Below are 15,006 nucleotides of genomic sequence, written 5' to 3'. Positions count from 1 at the left end.
ACATTTGCATAATTACAGGCTATTCTAGCATAAAAATTTGAGCCTACTGGTTAAAACAAGTATCCTATTGGCAATTTTTAACTCACACAATAAGACTTATGTTAAATCAACAAATCAGCCAAATTATCGCCGCCGAATTAGCGGTACAACCTCAACAAATTCTCGCTGCCATAGGCTTACTTGATGACGGTAATACCATTCCTTTTATTGCACGTTACCGTAAAGAGGTAACAGGGGGGCTTGATGATAGCCAACTACGCCATTTTGAAACCCGTTTAACCTATTTGCGTGAATTAGAAGATCGCCGCCAAACTATTTTGAAGTCCATTGATGAACAAGGCAAATTAACTGAACCTTTGCACCAAAAAATCCTCGCTTGCCAAAGTAAAACCGAACTTGAAGATCTTTATTTGCCTTATAAACCGAAACGGCGTACCAAAGGGCAAATTGCTATTGAAGCAGGACTTGAACCTCTTGCGGATTTATTATGGCAAAATCCACAAACCGATCCTGAGCTTGCTGCCACAGATTATCTTAACGCAGAACAAGGTTTTGCTGACAGCAAAGCGGTACTAGATGGGGCGCGTTATATTTTAATGGAACGCTTTGCCGAAGAAGCGGAATTATTAGCGAAAATTCGTCAATATTTACAACAAAATGCCTTATTGGTATCTAAAGTCATTGCTGGCAAAGAAAATGATGGGGCAAAATTCCAAGATTATTTTGATCACCAAGAATTATTACGTCAAGTGCCTTCCCATCGTGCTTTGGCGATGCTACGAGGACGCAATGAAGGCATCTTACAACTAAGTTTAAACGCCGATCCTGAGGCAGATGAAAGCAATCGTCATAGCTATTGTGAAGAAATTATTCGCCAACATCTCAATGTCCATTTACAGCAACAACCTGCGGATAAATGGCGTGAACAAGTGATTGCTTGGACGTGGAAAATTAAAATTTCCCTGCATTTAGAAACAGAATTAATGACCGCATTACGAGAAAAAGCGGAAGAAGAGGCAATTAATGTTTTTGCCCGCAATCTCAGTGCCTTATTAATGGCAGCCCCTGCTGGAGCAAAAACCACCATTGGACTTGATCCCGGGTTACGCACAGGGGTAAAAGTGGCTGTTGTGGATAACACAGGCAAATTACTGGCAACCGACACTATTTATCCCCACACAGGGCAAGAACAAAAAGCAATGCTCAGTTTATTTAACTTGATCAAAACCCATCAAGTAGAGCTTATTGCCATTGGTAATGGTACTGCCTCTCGAGAAACAGAGCGATTTGCCAAAGAGGTCGTCAAACAATGTGGCGAAAACAAACCGCAAACAGTAGTGGTTAGCGAGGCTGGCGCTTCCGTCTATTCCGCCTCCGAATTAGCTGCCGCAGAATTTCCTGAGCTTGACGTATCTTTACGTGGTGCGGTATCCATTGCACGCCGTTTGCAAGATCCCCTTGCCGAATTAGTCAAAATTGAACCAAAAGCCATTGGCGTTGGACAATATCAACACGACGTTAATCAAAGCCAATTAGCACGCAAACTTGATGCGGTGGTTGAGGATTGTGTAAATGCCGTTGGGGTGGATCTCAATACCGCCTCTGCACCATTGTTAGCAAGGGTCGCAGGTATGACCAAAACCTTAGCACAAAATATTGTGGCATATCGTGATGAAAATGGACGCTTTGCCAGCCGTAACGACTTGAAAAACGTGCCAAGACTTGGACCAAAAGCCTTTGAGCAATGTGCAGGCTTTATGCGTATTGCCCAAGGTAACAATCCACTCGATGCTTCTGGTGTCCACCCAGAAGCCTACCCTGTGGTAGAAAAAATCTTACAAGCTACCGCCCAATCTATTCAACAGTTAATGGGTAATACCAGTGTTATTCGCCAACTTGATGCCAAACAATTTACTGACCAACAATTTGGTTTACCTACCGTACAAGATATTTTCAAAGAGCTAGAAAAACCCGGACGAGATCCGCGTGGAGAATTTAAAACCGCCACCTTTATGGACGGCGTAGAAAATATTGATGATCTCAAAGCAGGTATGATTTTGGAAGGCACGATTACCAATGTAACCAACTTTGGAGCGTTCGTGGATATTGGCGTTCACCAAGATGGCTTAGTGCATATTTCTTCATTAAGCGATAAATTTGTTGATGATCCCCATCAAGTGGTCAAAACAGGCGATATTGTTAAAGTGAAAGTGCTGGAAGTAGATATAGCGCGCAAACGTATCGCTTTAACAATGCGATTAGATGAAAATATTGGCGAAAAAAATAATGCTAAAACTGACCGCACTTCAGCAACAAAATCAGCTAAACCTACTCGTCAGCAAAACCATAAAACCCAAAATTCAGCAATGGGTAACGCCTTTGCAGATGCGTTGAAGAATTGGAAACGGTAAAAAAATCGTTAAAAATGCAAAAGGAACACAATCTATTTTGTGTTCCTTTTTTGTTTCTTTATCTCTTCGGCAAATAACGCACTGGATCAACGGATTTTCCGCGGTAACGGATTTCAAAATGCAGTTTAACTTCATTTGTACCAGAGCTTCCCATTTTGGCGATTTGTTGCCCAGCGGAAACGGTTTGTTGTTCCTTGACTAAAATGCTTTCATTGTGGGCATAAGCACTGAGATAATCATCGTTATGTTTAATAATGATAAGGTTGCCATAACCACGCAAAGCATTTCCTGCATAGACTACCGTACCTGCGGCGGCGGCATTTACCGCTTGTCCTCTTGAACCACCAATATCAATGCCTTTATTACCACCGTCAGAGCTTGAGAAACCTTGGATAATTTTGCCATTTGCTGGCCAACGCCACGCAATATTGCTAGTTGGGGTTACCGCTGGGGCGGTATTTGCAATAGTTGTAGTGGTAGTCGGTGTGGTAATTGGCGTTGGATTAGGGGTTGATACGCCGGTAGATTTCGCTGGGGCATTGGTACTTGCGGTGGCTTTGACTGGGCCAATAATCGTACCATCAGAACCATATTGTGTACCATTTGCCGCTGGTGTATAGGTTACCGCAGGTTCATTCACAGCCTGGGCTGTTGCCGTATTATTCGCTACAGTTTGGTTTGCTGTTGGAGTAACATTATTGTTACCATTGGATACTCTTAACACTTGTCCAATGCTTAATTGGTAAGGCTCGCTCATATTATTTAATGCCGCAAGTTCTTTTACATCTAAACCTGAAATATAGGCGATTAAAAACATAGTATCGCCTTTACGCACTTGATAGGTTTCGCCTTTATAAAAACCTTTGTCTATTTTGCTGTAATCTGGTGCGTTCGTTTGAGCATTACGAGGAATGGTAAAATCTTGAGATACCTGTGTTGCAGTATTTTGTTGTACTGTACTTGATACCTGTTGCGCAACAGGTTGAGTATAGTTTGGCGTGTTTGAGGATTGATTAACAGGTGCTTGCATATTGGTCGGCATACTTTGTTGCTGAATTTCAGGCTCCCAAGCCCCACTTGTCGCCCCTGTGGATTCAATGGGTTGCATAATACCCGGGGTTAACGTACCGTCTGCATTTTCTACGGGGGCAGGGGTACTGGAACTACAAGCGGTAAGCACCAAGCTCGCTAAAGGCAATAATAAAAACGATTTTTTCATTCACATATCCTTTTCTAAAACAGAATTAAATCATATTAACGTAACAATAAATAGGCAATCACAGCCAAAACCACTACCGACCAGCCAATAATTTCAATATAACGGCGTAATTGTGCTGCAAAACGTTGTCCGCCCCAAGCAGCTAATTTCGCCACTAAGATAAATCGAGCAGCACGAGAAACAAAAGCGGTGAGGATAAAAGGTAAAAATGCCATTTGCATCACACCAGCACAAATGGTAAACACTTTATAAGGAATAGGCGAGAAACCTGCCACAAAAACAATTAATACCCCCCAACGTTCAAACCACGACATTGCGGTTGCCCAATGGGCTTCATAACCCCATTGCACCACATAATGATGCACAAAATCAAAGGCATAATAACCAATGGCATAACCTACTGCTCCCCCTAATGCCGAGGCAATGGTTGTATATAACGCATAATGCCAAGCCTTTTTAGGTTTAGACATTGACATAGGAATAAGCATGACATCAGGCGGAATAGGGAAAAATATCGCCTCAATAAAACTAACAAAAGATAACCAAAAAGGGGCAAAGCGGTGTTTTGACCATTGCATGGTTTTATCATACATCGCACCAAAAATATTCAAATAATTTCTCCTTCTACTAAGGGAACAAATTTTGCTTGTTCAATGTTCTCTACATAATATTCCGAGCCACAACGAGTAATACGCTGTAAAACCTGCTGATGTTCATTACCCACAGGAATAATTAGCCGCCCATTGTCCTTTAACTGGTGCAATAATGCAATAGGCACAGTTTCAGGAGCAGCAGTAACGATAATACCGTCAAAAGGGGCTTTGGCTTGCCACCCTTGCCAACCATCATCATGCTTAAATTGAATATTATATAAATCTAATTGTTTAAGACGGCGTATGGCTTGCCATTGTAACTTTTTTATCCGTTCCACACTAAATACTTTGTCAGCTAATTTGGCTAACACTGCCGTTTGATAACCGCTGCCAGTGCCGATTTCCAAAATATGATGATGCGGTTCAATCTGTAATAATTCGGTCATTCGTGCAGAGGTATAAGGGTGGGTTAAGGTTTGTCCCTCTGAAATCGGCACAATATCTTCATAACAACGATGTGCAAACGCCTCATCAACAAAATGCGGACGAGGTGTTTCGTAAATGGCTTGCAACACACGTTCATCAGTAATACCTTGCTGATATAACTGTTGCACCAATTTTCGCTGTTCTGGTGTCGGCATAATTAATTATCCACCCATTTTTGTAATAAGGCTAAAGAATGATGTGCGGTCATATCCGCTTGCAATGGTGTAATTGCCACATAACCTTGTTGTACGGCGTGAAAATCTGTCCCCTCGCTAGCATATTCAGGCAAACCACTTGGGCCAATCCAATAAATCCGCTCATTACGTGGATCTTGTTGAGAAATCACTTCAGCGGCAGATTCGCGATACCCTAAATGGCACACTTTTAAGCCTTTAATTTGTTCATAAGGCAAATCAGGCACATTAATATTAATAATTTCACGCCGTCCCTCAAGTAATTGGTGATGCAATTTAGGAATTAAATCACTCACAATACGAGCCGCACTTTCATAATGCTGACGACCGTCTAAAGATACCGCAATAGCAGGCAAGCCTAAATGGCGTCCTTCCATTGCTGCCGCAACGGTGCCTGAATACAGGGTATCATCGCCTAAATTTGCCCCCGCATTAATGCCTGATACCACCAAATCAACTCGCCCAGCTAAGAAGCCATTTAATGCCAAATGCACACAATCCGCAGGTGTACCATTAACACAATAATCGCCATTATCTAATTTATGCGGACGCAAAGGCTCAACTAAGGTCAAGGAATTAGAGGCGGCACTACGATTGCGATCAGGGGCGACCACCGTTACTTCAGCAAACTGACGCAAAGCCTGTGCGAGTACACGAATGCCCTCAGCATGAATACCATCATCATTACTTAATAAAATATGCATTAATTTTCCTCAATATTGACTAATTCTCGCACCACCGCAGTGGCATAACTGCCCGCAGGCAAATAAAAGGCTAATTGCAATCCCTCTGGCACAAATTGCCAAGTGAAATGCTGTGGCAATAACAATAACGGACGGCGAAAGGTTTTCACTTTTTCTCGTTGTATTAAGGTTAATAACGCCGAATATTGCTGAATAATCTCTTGTTCAAAGGCTGAACTTGCTTTCTCAATATCCTCGCCAATTAATGCCCCAGTTAAATAAAGATCCCGTTGTTGCAAACGTTGCTGTAACTCAGCCAAATCTTCCTCTGGGGCGATTTTAAACCAACTCTGCGAACCGCTTAATTGCACAATATCCCCCATCATCACTTGTTCAATTAAGCCTTGTTCAATACGAGCAGAAACAATTTGATTAAATATTTCACTGCGTGCCGCCGACAAATAAAAACTACGTTTATGCCGATCCTTTACCTTAATTTTACCATTCGCCCAACGAATGGCTTGGGTTAAATTATGCCCATCACGTCCAAAACGTTGCTCTGTGAAATAATTTGGCACGCCTTGTTGAGCCATATTTTGTAACCGTTCAAGCAAAGCAGGCTCTTCCACCACTTTGCGTAATAACAGCCGAAAATGATTACCCGCCAAACTGCCAATACGAATTTTGCGTTGATGACGAGTCACTTGCAAAATTTCCACACCCTCTAAATGAAATTGGCTAAAATCAGGTGTTTGTTTAGGCAAATGCAAACAAAACCATTGCTCCGTTACCGCTTTGCGATCCTTTAAACCCGCATAGCTCACTTGACGAGGGGAAATGCCCGCAAATTGGGCTAATTTCTCTGCCACGAACAAGGTATTACAATCACGTTTACGCACCCACAATAGCACAAATTCCCCCTCGCCAGTAAGAGGGTAACCTAATTCCTCCACCACACAAAAATCTTCACATTGTGCTTTCAAAAGTGCGGTCTGTTTTGGCAAAGTTTTTAAATGGGCTAAGGCTAACATACGGCTTTCACCAATAACACCACCGCCTCACAAGCAATGCCCTCGCTACGCCCCGTAAAGCCTAGTTTTTCAGTGGTGGTTGCCTTAACATTCACTTGTGCAACATCACAAGCCAAATCTTCCGCAATTATCGCTCGCATTGCATCAATATATGGACGCATTTTCGGTGCTTGTGCAATAATGGTCAAATCCACATTCCCAATCTGATACCCTTGCTGACGTACTCGTGCAAAAACCTCCCTAAGTAAAATACGGCTATCAATATCCTTAAACTGTTGATCGGTATCAGGAAAAAGTTTACCAATATCCCCCAATGCCACTGCCCCCAATAAAGCATCAGTCAGAGCGTGCAAAGCCACATCGCCATCAGAATGGGCAATAAATCCCGTATGATAAGGCACCTCCACCCCACCTATAATCAAAGGACGCTGTTGCCCAAAAGCATGCACATCAAAACCATGTCCAATACGTATCATCTTATTTCCTCGTTAAATAAAACTCGGCTAACGCCAAATCCTCTGGGCGTGTAACCTTTATATTATCGGCTCGCCCTGCCACCAAACGGGGCTGATACCCTGCCAGCTCCATTGCAGAGGCTTCATCTGTAACATTAAACCCCTGTGCCTTTGCCTGTAATAAAGCCTTCATCAACACATCGGCTTTGAAAAACTGAGGGGTTAAAGCAAGCCACAACTGACCACGATCCTCTGTTTGTTGAATACGTTGCTGATCCAAACTGCGTTTAATGGTATCCACCGCAGGAACTGCCAAAATTGCCCCATGCTCATCATTGACCTGCAACAATTTATCTAAATCTTCATGCCGCAAACAAGGACGAGCAGCATCATGCACCAATACCCAACTTTGCTCAGGTTGCTCAATACGTTGCAAACCTGCCAATACTGAATCCGCTCTTGTTTGCCCACCATTAACCAAACATACCTTATTATGCTGAACTTCCACCAACTGGGCTAAATAAGCTTGATCGGCTGGCGAAATCGCCACCACAATCCGTTCAATGGCTGAATAATTAATTAAACATTGCAAAGTATGGGCTAAAATGGTTTTACCTTGTAGAGTTAAATATTGCTTAGGGCGTTCAGCTTGCATACGGCTACCAATCCCCGCCGCAGGCACTACCGCCCAGATCTTATTTGAAGATTGACACATATTATTTATTTTCTTTCACAATACGATAAAAAGTTTCATTGGGTTTTACCATCTCATAATTCAGTCTTGCCCGCTCTTCTACCGCCTCAATCCCCTCTTTGAGATCTTTAATTTCAGCAGCAACTAATTGATTACGCTGGCTTAATTTCTCATTTTCCGCTCTATGTACCACAATCTCTTTTTCTACCGCACGATAAGTGGTATATCCATTCTTACCAAACCAAAAATTAAGCTGAAAATAAATCAACAACCCCGCTAAAATTACCGTCAATAACCGCATAACACTCTTGTTTCTTTTGTTCTACTAGGTGGCATAGTTTACCTTGAAATCAACAAAATAGGCAATTTATCTTTTGGATAAAAAATAGCCTCTAAATCATTACTATTTTTTCTTACTTGACATTAGACTAACTAGTCCATAATATTTTAGACTATTCAGTCCAATCATAATAATGCGCTATGGAAAAACGTGGTCGCCCAATCAAAAAACGAGCCGAAAATAACGATACGAAAACCTTATTAATCCGCACAGGTATTGCGTGGTTGACAGAAACAGGCTATCTCAATGCCGATATTAATGGGATTTTGCAACAAGCCAACGTACCTAAAGGCTCTTTTTATTATCATTTTAAAAATAAACAAGACTTTGGGTTGGCAGTTATTCAGGGCTACGGCGAATATTTTGCTAAAAAATTAGATCGCTTTCTTTTAGCAGAAAATGTTCCGCCCTTACAACGCCTATTTAATTTCACGCAAGATTGCTGTCAAGGTATGCAAAAATATGCTTTTAAACGTGGCTGTTTAATCGGCAATGTGGCACAAGAAAGCACATTATTGCCCTCAGATTATCAAGCTGTACTGCAACAGATTTTGCAACAATGGCAGAGCAAAGTAGCGCAATGTTTATCCCTTGCCCAACAAGCTGAACAAATTTCCGCAACATTAGATTGTCAAGCCCTCGCAGAATTCTTTTGGATTGGCTGGGAGGGGGCAGTGATGCGCGCCAAACTTAGCCAATCTAGTCAGCCATTAGATCATTTTATTTATTATTTCAAACAATTATTAGGGAGATAACGATGTTCAACGCGATTATAATTGACAAAGATCAACAACATTATCAAGCTACGCTTCAGCTCATTGCAGAAAGCCAATTACCGCAGGAGGAGGTGTTAGTAAAGATTGATTATTCTACCCTTAACTACAAAGACGCTCTAGCCATAACGGGCAAAAGCCCTGTGGTACGCCAATTTCCCATGGTGGCAGGTATTGATTGTGTAGGGACAGTATTAAAAAGCCAATCTGATGCTTTTAAAATCGGTGATCAGGTATTACTCAATGGCTGGGGCGTTGGCGAAAAATATTGGGGCGGTTTAGCGGAACTTGGCTGTTTTAAAGCACAATGGCTTATTCCCCTCCCCAAATCCCTTTCGCCACAACAAGCAATGTTAATCGGTACGGCTGGCTATACCGCAATGTTGTCGGTTATGGCATTGCAACAACAAGGCATTAGCCCCTCGTCAGGAAACATACTGGTAACAGGGGCGACAGGCGGCGTAGGCAGTTTTGCCGTTGCCATATTGGCACAACTGGGTATGAAGTCATGGCTTCAACAGGCAAACCAGAACAAGCGGATTGGCTACGTCAATTAGGCGCTAGGGAGGTTATCGCTCGTCAAGACCTCGCCGAACCCGCTAAACCTTTAATGAAAGAACGTTGGATTGGCGTGATAGATAGTGTCGGTAGCCATACCTTGGCAAATGCTTGCGCAAGCACACAATATGGTGGCGTAGTAACCTGTTGTGGTTTAGCTCAGGGTATGGATTTTCCTGCCACTGTCGCCCCTTTTATTTTGCGTGGTATTCGCTTAATTGGCATAGACAGTGTAATGTGTCCAAAAGAAACACGCCTTAAGGCATGGCAACAACTAAGCCAACTCGATCTAAGCCTACTCAACCAAGCCAGCCAAACTATCCGCTTAGAACAAGCCATTGATTATGCTTATAAATTGCTTAATGGCGATACCTGTGGCAGAGTGGTGGTGGAAATGGGGAAATAGGGCTTTGATAATACACTCTAGGTTAGTTTACAACTTTTCCTAAGAATTCTCTAAAAACAGCGTGTTTTAGTTTTTTATTTAAATAGGTAGTTATAGTCGTTTCAATTTAAAATAAGGCAAGCTGGCACGCCAAAGATAATACAAATAGTACAGCAAGGCGTGCCAACACAGTATTATTTTAAATTGGGACGACTATCAAACCACAATAAAATATTGACAAACTACATTTGTACAAAAATTCCTATCGCAAACGATTGCTTAAATAGGTATAATTTCTCGCAATTATTTTATTAATCGTGAAGGAAATCCTCTGTGAGCAAACAATCATTAAGTTATAAAGACGCTGGTGTGGATATTAACGCTGGCAATGAATTAGTGGAACGCATTAAAGCGGATGTTAAACGCACTACTCGCCCTGAAGTTATTGGTGGATTAGGCGGTTTTGGGGCATTATGTGCAATCCCAAGCCAATATAAAGAGCCGATTTTGGTATCTGGTACTGACGGCGTAGGCACAAAATTGCGTTTAGCCATTGATTTACAACGTCATCAAGGCATTGGTATTGATTTAGTGGCAATGTGTGTCAATGATTTAGTAGTACAGGGAGCAGAACCGCTGTTTTTTCTTGATTATTATGCCACAGGTAAACTTGAGGTTGATGTTGCGGCAGAAGTGGTAAAAAGCATTGCCAACGGCTGTGAGCAAGCAGGTTGTGCTTTAGTGGGCGGTGAAACGGCGGAAATGCCGGGTATGTATCATCAAGGCGATTATGATCTGGCGGGCTTTTGTGTAGGTGTGGTAGAAAAAGCGGAGATTATTGACGGAAGTAAAGTAAAAGCTGGCGATAGTCTTATTGCTTTAGCCTCAAGTGGTCCACATTCCAATGGTTATTCCTTAATCCGTAAAGTGCTTGATGTGGCAGGTGTTGATCCACAAAGCGAGCAATTAGCGGGGAAATCCTTAGCGGATCATTTATTAGCCCCAACCAAAATTTATGTAAAATCTATTTTGAACTTGATTAAACATACTGAGGTTCATGCTATTGCTCATCTCACAGGCGGTGGTTTCTGGGAAAATATTCCACGTGTTTTACCTGCTAATGCCAAAGCAGTGATTGATGAGCAAAGCTGGCAATGGCCTGCGATCTTTACTTGGTTACAGCAACAGGGCAATATTTCTCGCCACGAAATGTATCGCACCTTTAACTGCGGTGTGGGTATGGTGATTGCTTTACCAAGTGAGCAAGTAGAAAATGCTTTGGCACTATTACAGCAAGCAGGCGAACAGGCTTGGTTAATTGGTAAAATTGAACAAGCGGAAACAGGTGAAGCTCAGGTTATCATTAACTAACCGCATATCAACAAGGGGAAAACCATGTTTGATTGGCAACAATTATTACATTCACAACGTATCGGTGGCGAAAATCGTGGTAGCAAAGAGTTTGCCTTTGACAGCGATTATAAGCGAATTGTTACTAGCCCTGCCTTTCGCCGTTTACAAGATAAAACCCAAGTATTTCCCCTTGAACGTCATGATTTTGTGCATACTCGGCTAACCCATTCCATTGAAGTGGCAATGTTAGCACGAGAGCTAGCCAGTAATATCATACAATATCACAAAGGGGAGGACGCTCCTACCTTAAATGAAAGGAAAGAGGACATTTGTCGTATCCTAGAATGTGCCAGTTTGTTGCATGATATTGGCAACCCCCCTTTTGGGCATTTTGGCGAAGATATTATTCGCCATTGGTTTGCGACCAATTTAGCCCCAATGTTACAACAAAAAATGCTAGAAAATATTAATATAGAGTATTTTCTCGCCCATTATTTATCGGACTTTATTCAGTTTGACGGCAATGCTCAAGCCTTACGGATTGTAACCAAATTACATAATTTTTCTGGCGATCCGGGTATGCACTTAACAGCGGCTACCATTAATACCATGATTAAATATACCCGTTCTTCTACCGAGACTTATGATAAACAAAATGCCAAGTTGGTAGAGAAAAAAATGGGCTATTTCCAAGCGGAACAAAAAATTTTTGCAGAAGTAACCGCACTTACAGGGGTAGAAAAAGCAAGACACCCTCTTACCTTTATTTTAGAGGCAGCTGATGATATTGCTTATTTAACCGCCGATATTGAAGATGCTCTTAAAAAAGAATTATTTAGCTTTGATTTTTTTAAACAAAAATTAACAGAATTTAATCAGCAATGGGAAAATTTAAAAGATCAAAAAAATAATGATAAAAATAAATATTTAAATGAGGTACATAAGCAACAAACTAAAAATCAAGAAGACAGTAACCAAGAGGAATTGATTAATCAATGTTTCTTTGATATTCGGAAAAAACTGATTTATGCTGCCTCTTTTTCCTTTAATCATCATTATTCCGCCATTATGCAGGGCAATTATAATGCGGATTTATTTAAAGGCAGTTGGGCGGAAACTTTGCACAAGTTCCTCAGACAATTTGCCTTAGATTATATTTTCTCTAATAAACATATTCTGAAACTAGAAATTTCAGGGCATAGCGTACTCACCTTTCTACTGAATAAATTTGTTGCAGCCGTATTACCTTATTCTGATTTAAATAATATTCATAATAAATTAGATAAAAAATTAGTGGCATTAATTTCCGAAAGCCATAAACAGATTTATCGCCGTTTTGCCGCTGATCATCAAGATAATTCACATTATTTATTATATCTTCGCTTGCTGATGGTTACCGATTTTATTTCCGGTATGACCGACAGCTACGCACATGATCTTTATACCACTTTATCGGGCTATCATATTTAAATAACTATGAAAAAAATTGTTGTATTAATTTCAGGACAAGGCACAAATTTACAAGCCATTATTGATGCTTGTGCCGAACAAAAAATTGCTGGGCAAATTGTATCGGTGATCAGTAATAAAGCAACGGCATTTGGGTTACAGCGTGCCAGTCAAGCCAATATCCCTACCCAAGTTTTTTTACGCAAACACTTTAACGATAATCTCGCTATGGATATGGCGATTGCCGATTATATTGAACAACAACAAGCGGATTTAATCGTGCTTGCGGGTTATATGAAAATTCTTACTCCACAATTTACCCAACGCTTTGCCGGTAAAATCTTGAATATTCACCCCTCGTTATTGCCTAAATACCCGGGCTTGGATACTTATCAACGAGCCATTGAGGCAGGCGAAACAGAACACGGCACTACCGTTCATTTTGTTAATGAAGAGGTTGATGGTGGGGCAATCGTGTTACAGGCGAAAGTGCCAATTTTTGCCGAGGATAATGTACAAGATGTAGAACAACGGGTCAAACAACAGGAATTCGCCATTTATCCCTTAGTAATTGATTGGTTTGTGCGAGGTCGCTTAGTATTACAAGATAACCAAGCCTATTTAGACGGCAAACCTTTGCCAGCACAAGGCTATGCCCCTGAATAACCTCAACAAAACAACTTAGGTCAGAATAGCAACTATACCGTTTTACCTTGATTTATGCTATTCTGACTGCATTTTAGCTTACAGAGATGAAAGAATGGATAAAATCATCATTGATGAAAATCAGTTTCAACGCACAATTTCACGCATTTCCCATGAAATCATTGAGAAGCATCAAAACCTAGATAATATTATTATCGTGGGAATTAAACGCCGTGGTGCAGAAATTGCCCAATTTATTAAACGCAAAATTTTTGATCTCACTCAACAGGAACTTCCTTCAATGGATTTGGATATTACCTTTTATCGTGATGATCTTGAATATGCTGAACCTGCTAGCCAATCTCCTGTTTATCATGGCGCATCTGATTATCTCAATATTCAAAACAAAATCGTTATCTTAGTTGATGACGTGTTATTTACTGGCAGAACCATTCGGGCGGCATTAGATGCCCTCGTAGATTTTGGGCGAGCTGCGAAAGTGGAATTGGTCATTTTTGTGGATCGAGGTCATCGAGAACTCCCCATTCGTGCCGATTATGTGGGGAAAAATGTGCCAACAAGTCGCAATGAAAAAGTGCAGGTACGCACCGCAAAATTTGACGGTTGCAACGAAGTTGCCTTAATCACAAAATAAGGGAACCTTTTAATAAATCAATGCTCTAAATAACGTCTAATTCTCATAATGAAAGGAATGGAATAACACAATGAAAAAGCCTTTTTTTAACTCTATTTTATTCGCTTTAGCCAGCTTATTTATGATTTCTACCTCAGCCTATGCTCAAGAACGAGTGGTGGCTACGGTTGATGGTATCCCTGTGTTAGAAAGCCAAGTTAAACGTGCTTTAGGCAAAAAAGCCAATACTGAGGCAAACCGTCAAGTGGCATTAAATTCAGTGATTGACGATATTCTCGTACAAAAAGCCATTCAAGATTCTGGGGTACAAATTACCAATGCTCATATTGATGCAGTGATTGAAAATATTGCGGCACAAAATGGCTTAACCTATGGACAATTCCTTGATGCAGTGGAATACCAAGGTATTGATATCAATAGTTACCGCCGTCAAATTGCTAACCAATTATTAATGGACGCAGTACGCCAGCAAAATTTTGGGCGTCATCTTGATGTAACCAGAGAGCAAGTGGAAAACCTTGCGGATAAAATGCTAAGCCAAGCCAAACAGGAAGGTAAACTCAAAGAAGTTACCGCCCCTGAATATGAAGTACGCCATATTCTATTGAAATTAAATCCATTACTTAATGATAATCAAGCGAAAGCACAATTAAACCAAATTCGTGCTGATATTTTGGCAAATAAAATAACCTTTGCTCAAGCCGCCAAAGATTATTCTAAAGACTACCTTTCTGGTGCAAATGGCGGAAGCCTTGGTTATGCCTTACCTGATATGTATGTCCCAGCTTTCCAACAAGCCATTCTCAATACCAAACAGGGAACAATTTCTCAGCCCTTTAAAACAGAATTTGGTTGGCATATTTTAGAGGTTACAGGCAAACGCCAAAGCGATGTAACCGAAAGTGCTTATCGCCAAAAAGCCTATGAACAATTAGTAAATGCTCAATTACAAGAAGAAGCACAAAATTGGGTTAAAGGCTTACGCCGAGGGGCGGATATAAAATATATTAATGATTAATCAAGAGATCCCAGCTTAGCTGGGATTTTTATAGTCGTCCCACTTTAAAATGATACAGCGTTGG

General features: G+C 41.1%; 17 protein-coding genes. 9 read left to right on the top strand and 8 right to left on the bottom strand.

The window, feature by feature from the left end; all coding sequences use genetic code 11:
- The first annotated feature begins 98 nt into the window (after positions 1–98).
- A complete protein-coding gene (locus tag A6A20_RS07410) occupies positions 99–2,411 on the top strand; it encodes a Tex family protein (protein WP_279572841.1) in 2,313 nt (770 codons plus the stop codon).
- 58 nt (positions 2,412–2,469) lie between these two features.
- Here the strand turns inward: A6A20_RS07410 and nlpD are convergent, their stop codons facing one another.
- From nlpD to ftsB, 8 genes are read right to left on the bottom strand one after another with little or no spacing between them, the layout of a single operon-like run.
- Positions 2,470–3,630 carry a murein hydrolase activator NlpD gene (gene nlpD / locus A6A20_RS07405; RefSeq protein WP_279572840.1) on the bottom strand — a complete coding sequence of 387 codons (1,161 nt, stop codon included), beginning with the start codon at positions 3,628–3,630 and terminating at the stop codon, positions 2,470–2,472.
- A 35-nt stretch (positions 3,631–3,665) separates the two neighbouring features.
- Positions 3,666–4,241, bottom strand: a complete 576-nt coding sequence (locus A6A20_RS07400) for a YqaA family protein (RefSeq protein ID WP_279572839.1) — start codon at positions 4,239–4,241, stop codon at positions 3,666–3,668.
- The gene (locus A6A20_RS07395; protein ID WP_279572838.1) at positions 4,238–4,864 is read right to left on the bottom strand and encodes a protein-L-isoaspartate(D-aspartate) O-methyltransferase; all 627 of its coding nucleotides are present in this window, start codon (positions 4,862–4,864) and stop codon (positions 4,238–4,240) included. The genes A6A20_RS07400 and A6A20_RS07395 overlap by 4 nt, the downstream gene beginning before the upstream one ends.
- 2 nt (positions 4,865–4,866) lie before the next feature.
- Positions 4,867–5,607, bottom strand: coding sequence for a 5'/3'-nucleotidase SurE (surE, locus tag A6A20_RS07390; RefSeq protein ID WP_132690438.1), 741 nt, complete (start codon positions 5,605–5,607; stop codon positions 4,867–4,869).
- Positions 5,607–6,617 (bottom strand): tRNA pseudouridine(13) synthase TruD, encoded by a 1,011-nt coding sequence (gene truD / locus A6A20_RS07385; protein WP_279572837.1) that lies wholly within the window; start codon positions 6,615–6,617, stop codon positions 5,607–5,609. Before truD ends, surE begins: the two co-directional genes overlap by 1 nt.
- On the bottom strand, positions 6,611–7,093 hold the full coding sequence (gene ispF / locus A6A20_RS07380) for a 2-C-methyl-D-erythritol 2,4-cyclodiphosphate synthase (protein WP_279572836.1): 483 nt from the start codon (positions 7,091–7,093) through the stop codon (positions 6,611–6,613). Before ispF ends, truD begins: the two co-directional genes overlap by 7 nt.
- Before the next feature lies 1 nt (position 7,094).
- Positions 7,095–7,787, bottom strand: coding sequence for a 2-C-methyl-D-erythritol 4-phosphate cytidylyltransferase (gene ispD, locus A6A20_RS07375; RefSeq protein WP_279572835.1), 693 nt, complete (start codon positions 7,785–7,787; stop codon positions 7,095–7,097).
- A gap of 1 nt (position 7,788) precedes the next feature.
- Positions 7,789–8,067 carry a cell division protein FtsB gene (ftsB, locus tag A6A20_RS07370; protein ID WP_132690446.1) on the bottom strand — a complete coding sequence of 93 codons (279 nt, stop codon included), beginning with the start codon at positions 8,065–8,067 and terminating at the stop codon, positions 7,789–7,791.
- A 179-nt stretch (positions 8,068–8,246) separates the two neighbouring features.
- On the opposite strand from ftsB, the gene acuR reads away from it, so the two are divergent.
- The 8 genes from acuR to A6A20_RS07330 all read left to right on the top strand — a co-directional run bounded on the left by acuR (position 8,247) and on the right by A6A20_RS07330 (position 14,942).
- Positions 8,247–8,861: an acrylate utilization transcriptional regulator AcuR gene (gene acuR, locus A6A20_RS07365; protein WP_279572834.1), complete on the top strand. Its 615-nt coding sequence runs from the start codon at positions 8,247–8,249 to the stop codon at positions 8,859–8,861.
- Between the two features lie 2 nt (positions 8,862–8,863).
- Positions 8,864–9,436 carry an alcohol dehydrogenase catalytic domain-containing protein gene (locus A6A20_RS07360; protein WP_279572833.1) on the top strand — a complete coding sequence of 191 codons (573 nt, stop codon included), beginning with the start codon at positions 8,864–8,866 and terminating at the stop codon, positions 9,434–9,436.
- On the top strand, positions 9,388–9,843 hold the full coding sequence (locus A6A20_RS07355; protein ID WP_279572832.1) for a zinc-binding dehydrogenase: 456 nt from the start codon (positions 9,388–9,390) through the stop codon (positions 9,841–9,843). Before A6A20_RS07360 ends, A6A20_RS07355 begins: the two co-directional genes overlap by 49 nt.
- A 312-nt stretch (positions 9,844–10,155) precedes the next feature.
- Positions 10,156–11,193, top strand: coding sequence for a phosphoribosylformylglycinamidine cyclo-ligase (purM, locus tag A6A20_RS07350; protein WP_279572831.1), 1,038 nt, complete (start codon positions 10,156–10,158; stop codon positions 11,191–11,193).
- Between the two features lie 24 nt (positions 11,194–11,217).
- On the top strand, positions 11,218–12,645 hold the full coding sequence (gene dgt, locus A6A20_RS07345) for a dGTP triphosphohydrolase (RefSeq protein WP_279572830.1): 1,428 nt from the start codon (positions 11,218–11,220) through the stop codon (positions 12,643–12,645).
- A gap of 6 nt (positions 12,646–12,651) precedes the next feature.
- Complete coding sequence (gene purN / locus A6A20_RS07340; RefSeq protein ID WP_279572829.1) at positions 12,652–13,290, top strand: phosphoribosylglycinamide formyltransferase; 639 nt, start codon at positions 12,652–12,654, stop codon at positions 13,288–13,290.
- Positions 13,291–13,384: 94 nt separating this feature from the next.
- Positions 13,385–13,924 carry a bifunctional pyr operon transcriptional regulator/uracil phosphoribosyltransferase PyrR gene (pyrR, locus tag A6A20_RS07335; RefSeq protein ID WP_279572828.1) on the top strand — a complete coding sequence of 180 codons (540 nt, stop codon included), beginning with the start codon at positions 13,385–13,387 and terminating at the stop codon, positions 13,922–13,924.
- A gap of 70 nt (positions 13,925–13,994) precedes the next feature.
- A complete protein-coding gene (locus tag A6A20_RS07330; RefSeq protein WP_279572827.1) occupies positions 13,995–14,942 on the top strand; it encodes a peptidylprolyl isomerase in 948 nt (315 codons plus the stop codon).
- Positions 14,943–15,006 lie beyond the last annotated feature (64 nt).

Origin of the sequence: Volucribacter amazonae (genome assembly GCF_029783845.1) — a bacterium.
GTDB classification, from domain to species: Bacteria; Pseudomonadota; Gammaproteobacteria; order Enterobacterales; family Pasteurellaceae; genus Volucribacter; species Volucribacter amazonae.
This window is presented reverse-complemented; position numbering and strand designations above follow the sequence as displayed.

What these genes read in the sequence shown, in the direction of transcription:
- A6A20_RS07410 (WP_279572841.1), top strand. Translation starts at nt 99, where the DNA reads ATGTTAAATCAACAAATCAGCCAAATTATCGCCGCCGAATTAGCGGTA.
- nlpD (WP_279572840.1), bottom strand. Translation starts at nt 3,630, where the DNA reads ATGAAAAAATCGTTTTTATTATTGCCTTTAGCGAGCTTGGTGCTTACC.
- A6A20_RS07395 (WP_279572838.1), bottom strand. Translation starts at nt 4,864, where the DNA reads ATGCCGACACCAGAACAGCGAAAATTGGTGCAACAGTTATATCAGCAA.
- surE (WP_132690438.1), bottom strand. Translation starts at nt 5,607, where the DNA reads ATGCATATTTTATTAAGTAATGATGATGGTATTCATGCTGAGGGCATT.
- truD (WP_279572837.1), bottom strand. Translation starts at nt 6,617, where the DNA reads ATGTTAGCCTTAGCCCATTTAAAAACTTTGCCAAAACAGACCGCACTT.
- ispF (WP_279572836.1), bottom strand. Translation starts at nt 7,093, where the DNA reads ATGATACGTATTGGACATGGTTTTGATGTGCATGCTTTTGGGCAACAG.
- ispD (WP_279572835.1), bottom strand. Translation starts at nt 7,787, where the DNA reads ATGTGTCAATCTTCAAATAAGATCTGGGCGGTAGTGCCTGCGGCGGGG.
- ftsB (WP_132690446.1), bottom strand. Translation starts at nt 8,067, where the DNA reads ATGCGGTTATTGACGGTAATTTTAGCGGGGTTGTTGATTTATTTTCAG.
- acuR (WP_279572834.1), top strand. Translation starts at nt 8,247, where the DNA reads ATGGAAAAACGTGGTCGCCCAATCAAAAAACGAGCCGAAAATAACGAT.
- A6A20_RS07360 (WP_279572833.1), top strand. Translation starts at nt 8,864, where the DNA reads ATGTTCAACGCGATTATAATTGACAAAGATCAACAACATTATCAAGCT.
- A6A20_RS07355 (WP_279572832.1), top strand. Translation starts at nt 9,388, where the DNA reads ATGGCTTCAACAGGCAAACCAGAACAAGCGGATTGGCTACGTCAATTA.
- dgt (WP_279572830.1), top strand. Translation starts at nt 11,218, where the DNA reads ATGTTTGATTGGCAACAATTATTACATTCACAACGTATCGGTGGCGAA.
- purN (WP_279572829.1), top strand. Translation starts at nt 12,652, where the DNA reads ATGAAAAAAATTGTTGTATTAATTTCAGGACAAGGCACAAATTTACAA.
- pyrR (WP_279572828.1), top strand. Translation starts at nt 13,385, where the DNA reads ATGGATAAAATCATCATTGATGAAAATCAGTTTCAACGCACAATTTCA.
- A6A20_RS07330 (WP_279572827.1), top strand. Translation starts at nt 13,995, where the DNA reads ATGAAAAAGCCTTTTTTTAACTCTATTTTATTCGCTTTAGCCAGCTTA.